The 12,274-nt window shown below is 65.4% G+C and carries 9 protein-coding genes; 4 read left to right on the top strand and 5 right to left on the bottom strand.

Annotation, left to right across the window (positions count from 1 at the left end; translation table 11 throughout):
• Window positions 1-29 precede the first annotated feature (29 nt).
• Both CG51_RS09030 and CG51_RS09025 read left to right on the top strand, forming a co-directional pair.
• Complete coding sequence (locus CG51_RS09030) at window positions 30-1,001, top strand: TAXI family TRAP transporter solute-binding subunit (protein ID WP_035744097.1); 972 nt, start codon at window positions 30-32, stop codon at window positions 999-1,001.
• A 100-nt stretch (window positions 1,002-1,101) separates the two neighbouring features.
• Window positions 1,102-3,705 carry a TRAP transporter permease gene (locus tag CG51_RS09025; protein ID WP_084695119.1) on the top strand — a complete coding sequence of 868 codons (2,604 nt, stop codon included), beginning with the start codon at window positions 1,102-1,104 and terminating at the stop codon, window positions 3,703-3,705.
• 48 nt (window positions 3,706-3,753) lie between these two features.
• Here the strand turns inward: CG51_RS09025 and CG51_RS09020 are convergent, their stop codons facing one another.
• From CG51_RS09020 to CG51_RS09000, 5 genes are read right to left on the bottom strand one after another with little or no spacing between them, the layout of a single operon-like run.
• Window positions 3,754-4,878: an acyl-CoA dehydrogenase family protein gene (locus CG51_RS09020; RefSeq protein ID WP_035744096.1), complete on the bottom strand. Its 1,125-nt coding sequence runs from the start codon at window positions 4,876-4,878 to the stop codon at window positions 3,754-3,756.
• A 9-nt stretch (window positions 4,879-4,887) separates the two neighbouring features.
• Window positions 4,888-5,679: an enoyl-CoA hydratase-related protein gene (locus CG51_RS09015; protein WP_051930311.1), complete on the bottom strand. Its 792-nt coding sequence runs from the start codon at window positions 5,677-5,679 to the stop codon at window positions 4,888-4,890.
• Entirely contained in the window at window positions 5,676-7,055 is a 1,380-nt protein-coding gene (locus tag CG51_RS09010; protein ID WP_051930308.1) for an enoyl-CoA hydratase-related protein, read from the bottom strand. Before CG51_RS09010 ends, CG51_RS09015 begins: the two co-directional genes overlap by 4 nt.
• 5 nt (window positions 7,056-7,060) lie before the next feature.
• On the bottom strand, window positions 7,061-8,269 hold the full coding sequence (locus CG51_RS09005) for an acetyl-CoA C-acetyltransferase (RefSeq protein WP_035744094.1): 1,209 nt from the start codon (window positions 8,267-8,269) through the stop codon (window positions 7,061-7,063).
• A gap of 16 nt (window positions 8,270-8,285) precedes the next feature.
• On the bottom strand, window positions 8,286-9,047 hold the full coding sequence (locus CG51_RS09000) for a 3-hydroxyacyl-CoA dehydrogenase (protein WP_035744093.1): 762 nt from the start codon (window positions 9,045-9,047) through the stop codon (window positions 8,286-8,288).
• A gap of 279 nt (window positions 9,048-9,326) precedes the next feature.
• On the opposite strand from CG51_RS09000, the gene CG51_RS08995 reads away from it, so the two are divergent.
• Entirely contained in the window at window positions 9,327-10,481 is a 1,155-nt protein-coding gene (locus CG51_RS08995) for a phosphoserine transaminase (protein WP_035744092.1), read from the top strand.
• Window positions 10,482-10,548: 67 nt separating this feature from the next.
• Window positions 10,549-12,144 carry a phosphoglycerate dehydrogenase gene (serA, locus tag CG51_RS08990; protein WP_035744091.1) on the top strand — a complete coding sequence of 532 codons (1,596 nt, stop codon included), beginning with the start codon at window positions 10,549-10,551 and terminating at the stop codon, window positions 12,142-12,144.
• Window positions 12,145-12,274 lie beyond the last annotated feature (130 nt).

The following is a 12,274-nucleotide window of genomic DNA, read 5'->3' as shown; positions in this document are numbered from 1 at the left end:
GGAACGGGGCCAGACAGGGAGAACGACCCATGAAACTCGACAAGATGCTTGGCTGCGGCCTTGCCTTCGCACTTGCCTCCACCGTGACGCCTGCGTTTGCGCAGCAGCAGTTCGTCACCATCGGCACCGGCGGCGTGACCGGCGTGTATTACGCGGCGGGCGGCGCGATCTGCCGGTTGCTGAACAAGGATCGCGCGACGCATGGCCTGCGTTGCTCCGTCGAATCCACCGGCGGCTCGGCCTACAATGCCAATGCGATCAAGCAGGGCGAGATCGACTTCGGCATGGCCCAGTCCGACGTGCAATACAATGCCTACAAGGGCGAGGGCGCCTTCAAGGACGGCGGCGCGAACGACAACCTCCGCGCGGTCTTTTCCCTCCACCCCGAGCCTTTCACCGTGCTGGCTCGCCCCGATGCCGGCGTGAGCACGTTCGAGGATTTCAAGGGCAAGCGGTTCAACGTCGGCAATCCCGGATCGGGAACGCGCGCCTCCATGGAGATCCTGCTGGACGCGCTCGGCTGGACGACGGCCGATTTCGCGCTGGCCTCCGAGCTGAAGGCCGATGAGCATGGCGCCGCGCTCTGCGACGGCAAGATCGACGGTTTCTTCTACGGCGTCGGCCACCCTTCCGCCAACATCCAGGACCCGACGACCACCTGCGGCGCAAAGCTCGTGGCGCTGACCGGTCCGGCGGTGGACAAGCTCATGGAAACCTACCCCTACTACGGCGCTGCGACGATTCCCGGCGGGCTTTACAACAACAACCCGGAACCGACAGAGACCTTCGGCGTGCTGGCAACGCTGGTCACTTCCGCAGATGAGCCGGACGAACACGTCTATCAGATCGTGAAGGCGGTTTTCGACAACTTCGACGAGTTCAAGGCCCTCCACCCCGCATTTGCGACGCTGACTGCGGAAACGATGGTCACGAACGGTATCTCCGCTCCGCTGCACCCGGGCGCCGAGAAGTTCTACCGGGAGAAGGGCTGGCTGAACTAAGGCCGGACCCGGCCTCGGAAATGCCACATCACATGGCCCGGAAGCAATTCCGGGCCGTTCCCATCCAGACCGCGTCACCCCGGCGCGAAAGGGTCAGGACATGAAAACCTCTCCTACCTCTCCCGGCCCAGCGTCGAGCGACGCGACACAGGCCAAGCTCGACCAACTTGTCGCCGATATCGATACGGGCGGGCGGAGCCCGGCCGGCCTCACCGCGCGCGTGCTCACGGTAACGGCGGTCTGCTGGTCGCTGTTCCAGCTCTGGTATGCATCGCCCCTGCCCTTCATGCTGGGCTTCGGTGTCCTGAACGACACAGAGGCGCGGGCGATCCATCTGGGCTTTGCCATCTTCCTCGCATATCTCGCCTATCCGGCGCTCAAATCCTCCCCCCGGAACCGGATCCCGCCGCAGGACTGGCTGTTCGCGCTGGTCGGAGCCTTCTGCGCCTCCTATCTCTTCTGGTTTTACGGTGCGCTCGCCCAGCGGCCGGGCCAGCCGACGACGCTTGATCTGGTGAGCGGCATCGTGGGCTTCGTGCTGCTTCTGGAGGCGACGCGCCGCGCACTTGGCCTGCCCATGGTCATCGTGGCGCTGGTGTTCGTGGGCTACAGCTTCGGCGGGCAGTACATGCCCGAAGCGATCATGCACCGCGGCGCCTCTCTGACGAAGTTCGTTAACCATCAATGGCTGACGACGGAGGGCGTATTCGGCATCGCGCTCGGCGTCTCCACGAGTTTCGTGTTCCTGTTCGTGCTTTTCGGCACGCTGCTTGAGAAGGCGGGCGCGGGCAACTGGATGATGAACATCTCCATCGCGCTGCTCGGCCACCTGCGCGGCGGCCCAGCCAAGGTGGCCGTCGTCTCCTCCGCGCTGAACGGGGTCGTTTCCGGCTCCTCGGTCTCCAACGTGGTCTCGGGCGGTATCTTCACCATTCCGCTGATGAAGCGGACGGGCCTGTCCGGGGTCAAGGCGGGCGCGATCGAGGCCTCCGCCTCCATCAACGGACAGATCATGCCGCCGGTGATGGGCGCCGCCGCCTTCCTGATGGTGGAGTATGTGGGGATCCCCTATTCCCAGATCATTCGCCACGCGGCACTGCCCGCGATCTTCTCCTACCTCTCGCTGCTCTACATCGTGCATCTCGAAGCGATCAAGATCGGCGCACGGCCCATCCCCTCGGCACCCATGCCCGCGCGACACCGGCTGCTGCGGTTCGGCCTGGGCATTTCCGGCTTCATCGCGGTGCTCTGCCTGCTGTCCTGGGGCATCGGGCTGATCCAGACGCTCGCCGGTCCGGGCGCGGGCTGGGGGCTGGCTCTCGCGGGGGGCGTGCTCTACATCGCCGCCGTCGCCTTCTCTGCGCGTTATGAGGACCTTTCGGTGGACGATCCGAACGCGCCCATCCTTCAGCTGCCGCTGGCATGGGAGGTGACGCGGACGGGGCTGGATTTCCTCATCCCCATCGTCGTGCTCCTGTGGTGCCTGATGGTCGAGATGATGTCGCCGGGGCTTTCCGCCTTCTGGGCCACGATGACCATCATCGTGATCGTGGCGACGCGGAAGGCGCTGCTCGCCGTCTTCCGCAAGCAGGATGTGGGCGCGGGCATCCGCACCGGTCTCATCGACCTGTGGGACGGCCTGGCACTCGGAGCCCGGAACATGATCGGCATTGCGGTAGCCACGGCGACGGCGGGCATCGTGGTCGGCACGGTGACGCTGACGGGCCTCGGCCTCATGATGACGGAGTTCGTGGAGTTCATCTCCGGCGGCAATGTCATCATCATGCTGCTGATGGTCGCGGTCATCAGCCTGATCCTCGGCATGGGAATTCCGACGACCGCAAACTACATCCTCGTGTCCTCCCTCATGGCGCCAGTGGTGGTGAGCCTCGCCTCGCAGGCCGGGCTGTCGATTCCGCTGATCGCCGTGCATCTCTTCGTGTTCTACTTTGGCATCATGGCGGATATCACGCCGCCGGTCGGGCTTGCCGGCTTTGCCGCCGCGGCGATCTCTCGCGAAGATCCGATCAAGACGAGCTTTCAGGGTGCGCTCTATTCCCTCCGCACGGCGATTCTGCCCTTCGTCTTCATCTTCAATCCGGCGATGCTGCTGCTCGACGTGCATTCGTGGGCTGAGACGCTCTGGCTCTGTGCCATGTCGCTGGCGGCGATCCTGCTGTTCGCCGCTGCCACGATGAACTGGTTCGTCACGAAAAGCCGCCTGTGGGAGAGCGCGGTCCTGCTCCTCATCTGCTTTACGCTGTTCCGGCCGGACTGGTGGCTCAACCGGTTCTCCTCCCCCTACGAGCAGCGCCCCGCGGCAGAGTTCATGCAGCTGCTGGACGAGGCGCCCGAAGGCACCCGCTTCCAGTTCCGCGTCGAAGGCATGGACCTCATGGGCGATGAGGTCGCCAAGACGGTGAACCTGCGCGTCGGGCCCGGTCCCGCGGCAGAGCGGCTGCGGGACAACGGGCTGATGCTCACGCCGCTGGGCGACAGGTTGACGGTGGGACCGGTCACCTTCGGCTCCTATGCCGCGCGCATGGGGATCGAGCCCGGGTTCGAGGTTACGGCGGTGCTGCAGCGCGCCGATCAGCCGTCGCACCTCTGGCCGACCGGGCTTGCGCTGCTGGCAACGGCGGGCATCGCCGCGCTGCAATGGCGGCGGCGAGAGCGGGAAGGAGCGGCCCCCCTTCCCGCATGATGCCCGCTCTTTATCCGGGAGAAGGCCCGCTCAGATGAGCGGGCCTTTTCATTGGTCGAGCTGCCGGGAGATGATGATCTTCTGTATGTCGGAGGTGCCCTCGTAGATCTGGCACACGCGCACATCGCGATAGATGCGCTCCAGCGCAAAATCCTGCATGTAGCCGTAGCCACCGAAGGTCTGGAGCGCGCCCGACACCACGACTTCCGCTGTCTCCGACGCGAAGAGCTTTGCCATCGCCGCCTCGTTCAGGCAGGGAAGGCCCGCGTCCTTCATCCGCGCCGCGAGCAGCACGAGTTGTCGCGCGGCCTCCAGTTTCGTGCGCAATTCCGCCAGCCGGAAGGCCACGGCCTGGTGCTCGATCAGCCGCTTGCCCATGGAGGTCCGCTCCCGCGCATAGGCCACCGCCGCGTCAAAGGCCGCCTGCGCCATCCCGACCGACTGGGACGCGATGCCGATCCGCCCCGCTTCAAGGCTGGACAGCGCGATGCGATAGCCCTGCCCTTCTTCGCCGATACGGTATTCCTCCGGGATCTCCAGATCGGTGAAACGGAGGGAGCAGGTGTCGGAACAGCGCTGACCCAGCTTCTCCTCCACCTTCGCCGCTTCGTAGCCGGGGACGGAGGTGGGTGTCAGAAAGGCGGTGATCCCTTTCCGCGTGCCGTCCAGCGTGGCGAACAGGATACACCACCCGCCGATCCGGCCAGAGGTGATGAATTCCTTGCCACCGTTGATGACATAGCGGTTACCGCGTTTCTCCGCCCTTGTGCGGATCGCGGCGGCATCGGAGCCGGCATTGGCTTCGGTCAGGGCGAAGGCGCCGATGAACTCCCCCTTTGCCGCGGGGCGGAGTACCTGCTCCTTCTGAAAATCGCTGCCGAAGCGGGTGAGGATCGCGTTGAAGGGTGCATTGTGCACCGACATGATGGTCGAGATCGCACCATCCGCCGCCGCGATCTCCATCAGCGCCAGCGCATAGCTGACGTAATCGGCCCCGACACCGTCCCATTCCTCCGGCACCGTCATGCCGAGGAACCCGAGTTCCGCCATGTCGGAAAACACGGACGGATCGACGGTCTTTGCCCTGTCCCGCGCAGCCGCACCGGGCGCGAGGATATCTTGCGCAAAGGCACGGGCCGTATCGCGGATCAGGGTCTGTTCATCATTGTACATCTGTGATCCTCATCGCCCGGTAAAGACGGGTGTCCGCTTGGCGGTGAAGGCGGCGGTGCCTTCGGCGAAATCCGCCGTGCCGGTGCCCGCCAGAAAAGCCGCACGTTCCTTTTCCAGTTGCTCGGCGAGGGTTACGTGTTCGGCCTCGTCGATGAGACGCTTGGACTGGCCGAAGGCGCGCGTCGGCCCCCGCGCCAGCGTCTCCGCCAGTCCCTGAACTCGGCTGTCCAGGTCGTCGGCAGGCACGACCTCGTTGATAAGCCCCCAGTCACGCGCGGCTTCCGCATCGAGCACGCGCCCCATCAGCAGAAGCTCCATGGTCCGCGCCCGCCCGAGGAGTCGCGGCGCGAACCAAGTGGCCCCGCAATCGGGCGAAGACCCGAGCTTCTCATAAGCCATGAGGAACTTCGTTCCCGTCGCCGCGACGATGATGTCGGCAGCCATCATGAGCGACAGCCCGGCCCCCGCCGCGGCCCCGCGCACGGCGGCGATCACCGGCGCATCCACCCGGCGCAATGCCACGATTGCCGGGTTCAGCGCATCGAGCAGATCGTTGACCACCGGCACCGCTCTCTCGGGCCCGCCGGCGAAGCTTGCCACGTCACCCCCGGCGACAAAGGCGCGCCCCTCTCCGCCGAGCACGATGGCGCGCAGACCCTGCAACGCGGTCACCTCCCGCACCGCGGCGAGGAAGGCGCGCGCCAGCGGCACGTTCAGAGCATTCAGCACCTCCGGCCGGTTGAATGCGATCCGAGCAATACCGGATTCCGCGTCGAAATCTGTGAGCACGAGGTCCGTCACGGCTTGGCCGCGTCTGTCACGGCGGCAATCACCGGCGGCGGGGCAAAGCGAAGGCCATAGGCGGTCTCCAGTTTGCCCATCCGCTGCTCCAGACCCTCAGGGCCGAGCTGCCGCGCGAAATAGATCGGTCCGCCCAGATGAACCGGGAAGCCCCAGCCCGCGACCGCGCCATAATCGGCCTCCGCCGCGAGGGCCACTGCCCCCCCCTGCAACGCAGTTGCAGCGGCGGAAACCTGCGCGAACAGGAGCCGGTCCTTCACATCCTCCAGCGGCACCGTATCCATCGCCTCCGACATCTCCGCGATTTCCTTACCCGCGCCGAAATCTTTGGGTGTCCGCGCCATGCCAAGCTGCGCCGCCGCCGTCTCGATGGTGGAGTCCGGCACACCTTCTTCCCTGAGCCGCCGCGTCTCCTCCAGAAGAGCCGAAACGCCGGAGGTCACGTAAGGGCCGTCCGGGTCCGCTATGTTGCGTCCCTCCTTGCTCGCCGCAATCCGCGCCTCGAACGTGGCCCAGACCATCGCGGGCGCTACGTCGCCCGTCACCAGCGTACCAAAGTAATCCCGCTCGATCTTCAGTCCGGCGTCTATCGGTACGCGCGTCCCCTCAAAGACGCAGGACAGGATGGCTTTGGGCGCGGGACGATTGCCGGAGGTTTCCGCGAGGACTTTCGCGTTCCAACTGGAGAACAGGTCCATCGCTTCGGAGGATTGCGGCGCGGGGCCCGGCAGGGCAAAGCCCTTTTCGTCCCACGGCTGGCCCGGCCTGACCCTGCCCTCGCGGACTGCAGCCTTCGCCGCTGCAAGCAAGTTATCAGGCGGAACAACCTCATCCAGGATGCCCGCCGCCTTTGCCTGCTCCGCCGTCATGGGCTTGCCATAGACCAGCACCGGCAAGGCGGCGGGGATACCGATGATCCGCGGCAGGCGCTGCGTTCCGCCGGCGCCGGGCAGGATCCCCAGCGTCACTTCCGGCAGGCCGAACCGCGCCTTCGGATTATCCGCCGCGATCCGGTAGTTGCAGCCGAGCAGGATCTCCAGCCCGCCGCCAAGGGCGGTGCCGGGAGCGGCGCCCACGACGGGCTTGCCGGAGGTCTCGAACGCCCGCACCATCGCGCCCAGCGTGCCGATCCTGTCGGACGCGGCTTCCGGCGTCAGATCGTAGAGATCGTGCATGATCGCGAGATCGGCTCCGGCGACGAAATCCTTCTTGCCCGAGGTCAGCACGATAGCCTTGACCGCCGGATTGGCTGCCAGCGCACGCGCCTCCGCGTCCAGCGCATCGGTGAGCGCCCAGTCGATCACGTTCATGCTCCGCCCGGGCATGTCGATGGTGACGGTCGCGATGCCTTCGGCGTCGATATCGGTCGTGAACATGTCTCTCAGACCCTTTCGATGATCGTTGCGACACCCATTCCCGCCCCGATGCAGAGCGTGATGAGCGCGGTCTCCCTGTCCTGCCGCTCCAGTTCGTCGAGCGCGATGCCAAGGATCATCGCCCCCGTCGCCCCAAGCGAGTGGCCCATCGCAATGGCGCCGCCATTGACGTTGACGCAAGCCGGGTCGAGGTCAAGCGCCTCGGTGAAGCGAATGGCCACGGCGGCGAAGGCTTCGTTGATTTCATAAAGATCGATGTCGTCCGGCGTCATTCCCGCCCGCTTCAACGCCTTTTCGGCGGCGAAGGAGGGGGCGGTCAGCATGATCGTCGGTTCCGACCCGATCTCGGCAAAGGCGCGGATTCGGGCGCGGGGGCGCAGTCCCTGCGCGGCCCCCGCCTCCCGCGTGCCGATCAGCACCGCCGCCGCGCCGTCCACGATGCCGCTGGACGATCCCGCGTGGTGCACGTGGTCGATCTCTCCCACCTCAGGGTAGCGAAGGCGGGCGATGGCGTCGAAGCCCATCTCCGCCCCCATGCGGGCAAAGGAGGGGCGGAGCTTTGCCAGATCCGCCACCGTCGCATTGCCGCGCACGGTCTCGTCCCGGTCGAGCATCACCCGACCGACCTTGTCGCGCACGGGCACGACGGAATGGTCGAACCGCCCCTCGCCCCAGGCGCGGGCGGCACGGCGGTGGCTTTCGACGGCAAAGGCATCCGTCCGCTCCCGGCCGTATCCCCATTTCGTCGCGATGAGATCGGCGGAAATGCCCTGCGGCACGAAGCGCGTGTTGAAGGAGACCTGCGGATCGGAACTCCATGCCCCGCCATCCGACAGCATCGGGATGCGGGACATGCTTTCCACCCCCCCGGTCACCACCATGTCCGCCTGCCCCGCCATGACCTTGGCCGCGCCCATGTTGGTCGCCTCCAGCCCCGAGCCGCAGAACCGGTTGATCTGCACCCCCGCCACGTCCTGCGCATAGCCTGCCTGAAGGGCGGCGATGCGGGGCAGCACCTGGCCCTGCTCGCCCACCGGCATGACAATCCCCATCACGACGTCGCTTACCGCCGCGGTATCCAGACCGTTACGGTTCCGCACCGCCTCCAGCACGGTTGTGGCGAGGGTGACGGGCGTTGCCGGATGCAGCGCACCGTCGGGCTTGCCCCGGCCGCGCGGCGTGCGCACGGCGTCGTAGATAAAGGCTTCGGTCATGATCCCCCCTGCCGGCTTACCGCGGCGCCATCCGGATCGCGCCGTCCAGCCGGATCGTCTCACCGTTCAGCATTTCGTTCTGGATGATGTGCAGCGCCAGCGCGGCATATTCCTGCGGGCGGCCCAGGCGCGAGGGGAAGGGCACCATCTTGCCAAGGCTTTCCTGCGCTGCTTCCGGCAAGCCCTTCAGCATCGGTGTCTCGAAAATGCCGGGCGCGATGGTGCAGACGCGGATGCCGATCTGCGCGAACTCCCGCGCCGCAGGCAGCGTCAACCCCGCGACCCCTGCCTTGGAGGAGGCATAGGCCGTCTGGCCGACCTGCCCTTCAAAGGCCGCGACGGAGGCCGTGTTGACGATCACCCCCCGCTCTCCCGAAGCCTGCGGCTCCAGCGCCTGACAGGCATCGGCAAACAGCCGCAGCATGTTGAACGTGCCGATCAGGTTCACCTCGATCGCGCGGCGGTAATCGTCGAGCGGCATGACGCCGTTGCGCCCCAGCACCTTCTGCGCCGGCGCGACACCCGCACAGTTGATGAGGACGCGCGGCGTACCCAGATCAGCGAGGATTTTGGCAAAGGCCGCCTCGCCGCTTTCCGCCTTGGATACATCGCACTGCACGGCGATCCCGCCGATCTCCTCCGCGGTCTTGCGTGCGCCTTCCTCATTGTAATCCACCAGCGCCACCTTCGCACCGCTCGCGGCCAGCGCCCGCGCCGTCGCATCACCCAGCCCGGAGGCGCCTCCGGTCACGACCGCGACGATTCCCTTGATGTCCATATGTCCCTCCTTCCGGCACGGAGCCGGTTACCTCGGCGGAGACGCTAGCACGGCGGTAAATGTTACTGAATAGTAAAATTCATAAATGATATTCCATTTTAAACAGTAGCTTGGGTATCAGTTTGTGCTCAGCGGGCGGATTTCGCCTCCTGCAGGAGGTCCGGACAGAATGTGCCAATCCGCCGCAGTCTCCGCTTGATTTTCAAAATGACGCGGCGTATCCGCATCAGCGGGACACCTCTCCCCAACGAGAGGCGATTATCTGTAAGGATACCAGCGATGGCGATCTCCGCTCCGGCTCAACGCCCGGCCAATCCGCGTTTCTCTTCCGGCCCCTGTGCCAAGATCCCCGGCTTTACCCTCGACATGCTGTCCGACGCGCCGCTTGGCCGCTCGCACCGCGCTGCTGTCGGCAAGGCGAAGCTCAAAGAGGCGATCGACCTTACCCGTGAAATTCTGAACGTGCCGGCGGATTACCGCATCGGCATTGTACCCGCGTCCGACACCGGCGCCGTGGAGATGGCGCTGTGGAGCCTGCTGGGCCAGCGCCCGGTGGAAATGCTGGCTTGGGAAAGCTTCGGCGAAGGCTGGGTCACCGACGTGGTGAAACAGCTGAAGATTGATGCGACCGTGAAGAAGGCCGGTTACGGCGAGATCGTCGATTTCGCCACGGTGGATTTCGCGCGTGACGTTGTCTTCACCTGGAACGGCACAACCTCCGGCGTGCGCCTGCCGAACGGCGACGCGATCCCGGCCGACCGTCAAGGCCTGACCATCTGCGACGCCACCTCCGCCGCTTTCGCCATGGACCTGCCGTGGGCGAAGCTGGATGTTGTCACCTTCTCCTGGCAGAAAGTGCTGGGTGGTGAGGGCGGGCACGGCGTCCTGATCCTGTCGCCCCGCGCCGTCGAACGGCTGGAAAGCTACGCCCCCGCCTGGCCGCTGCCGAAGATCTTCCGCATGACCAAGGGCGGCAAGCTGATCGAGGGTATCTTCGTCGGTGAGACGATCAATACGCCGTCCATGCTCTGCGTGGAGGATTACCTCGTTGCGCTGAAATGGGCGAAGGCACTGGGCGGACAGAAGGCGCTGATCGCGCGGGCCGAGGCCAATGCCAAAGCGTTGAACGATTTCGTGGCGACGAAGGACTGGATCGCCAATCTCGCCGCGGATCCGGCCACGGCCTCCTGCACCTCGGTCTGCCTGAAGTTCACGGATGCCCGGATCAAGGATGCTGCCGCCTTTGCCAAGGCCGTCGCGAAACGGCTGGAAAAGGAAGGCGTGGCGCTGGACGCCGGCGCCTACCGCGACGCGCCTCCCGGCCTGCGGATCTGGTGCGGCTCCACTGTGGAAACCGCCGACGTGGAAGCGCTGCTGCCTTGGATCGAATGGGCCTTCGAGGCCGAGATCGAAGCGCAGGCCATCGCCGCCTGATCCCTGTCCGATACGAGACCGCCCCTGCTGACGCGGGGGCCAATCCCTCCATTCAAGGAGCCTGGAAATGGCACCCAAAGTTCTGGTTTCCGACGAGCTTTCCGAAACCGCTGTCCAGATTTTCCGCGACCGTGGCGTCGAGGTGGATTACCTGCCGAAGATTGGCAAGGACAAGGACGCTCTGGCCGAAATCATCGGAAAGTACGACGGCCTTGCGATCCGTTCCGCCACCAAGGCGACGGAGAAGCTGCTGGAGAAGGCCACCAACCTCAAGGTCATCGGCCGCGCCGGGATCGGGGTGGACAACGTGGACATCCCGGCCGCCTCGAAGCGCGGCATCATCGTGATGAACACGCCGTTCGGCAACTCCATCACCACCGCGGAACATGCCATCGCGATGATGTTCGCGGTCGCGCGCCAGCTTCCCGAGGCCTCCGAATCCACCCACGCCGGGAAATGGGAGAAATCCCGCTTCATGGGCGTCGAGCTGTTCAACAAGACGCTGGGCGTGATCGGCGCGGGCAATATCGGCGGCATCGTCTGCGACAGGGCGCTCGGGCTGAAGATGAAGGTCGTGGCCTACGACCCCTTCCTGTCCGAAGAACGCGCCAAGCAGATGGGCGTGACCAAGGTCGAGCTGGACGAACTGCTGGCGCGGGCAGATTTCATCACTCTTCACGTGCCGCTGACTGACAAGACCAAGGGCATCCTGAACGCCGAGAACATCGCCAAGACGAAGCCCGGCGTGCGTATCATCAACTGTGCCCGTGGCGGATTGGTCGATGAAGCCGCTCTGGCCGAAGCCCTGAAATCCGGCCATGTCGCGGGCGCCGCCTTTGACGTGTTCGAGGTGGAACCCGCCAAGGAAAGCCCGCTCTTCGGCCTGCCGAACGTCGTGGTCACACCGCACCTTGGCGCATCCACCACGGAAGCGCAGGAGAACGTGGCGCTCCAGGTGGCCGAGCAGATGTCGGATTACCTGCTGACCGGCGCGGTGTCGAACGCGCTCAACATGCCCTCCGTCACCGCCGAGGAAGCCGCCGTGATGGGGCCGTGGCTCAAGCTCGCGGGGCATCTCGGCGCTTTCGTCGGGCAAATGACGGACGAGCCGATCAAGGCGATCAACGTGCTCTACGACGGTACGGTGGCGAAGATGAACCTTGCCGCGCTGAACGCCGCCGTGATCGCCGGGGTGATGAAGACGACCAACCCCGATGTCAACATGGTCTCTGCCCCGATCATCGCCAAGGAACGGGGAATACAGGTCTCGACCACCAGCCAGGAGAAGTCCGGCACGTTCGACGCCTACATCAAGGTGACGATGGTGACGGAGACGCGCGAACGCTCCATCGCGGGCACGGTCTTCTCCGACGGCAAGCCGCGGTTTATTCAGGTCAAGGGCATCAACATCGACGCGGAAGTGGGCGAGCACATGCTTTACACCACCAACAACGATGTGCCCGGCATCATAGGCGCGCTCGGCACCACGCTGGGCCAGCACGGGGTGAACATCGCGAACTTCACGCTGGGCCGCTCCTCTGTCGGCAGGGATGCAATCGCCATCCTGTATCTCGACGAGCCGCTGGATGGCCCGACGCTGGACGCGCTGCGCGACACCGGGCTGTTCAAGCAGGTCCGCCCGCTGGAATTCGCGGCCGCCTGATCCTGCCCGAATTAAAGATGACAGGCCGCGCCCCCGCTGGGCGCGGCTTTTTCATGGATGGGCCGCAGCGCTTCTCAGAGAGGAATCAGAGCCGCCGTAAACCTGCGAGCTTGGGCGGGTTGGTGAAAAA

It is taken from the genome of Haematobacter missouriensis, from assembly GCF_000740775.1.
GTDB lineage: Bacteria > Pseudomonadota > Alphaproteobacteria > Rhodobacterales > Rhodobacteraceae > Haematobacter > Haematobacter missouriensis.
This window is presented reverse-complemented; position numbering and strand designations above follow the sequence as displayed.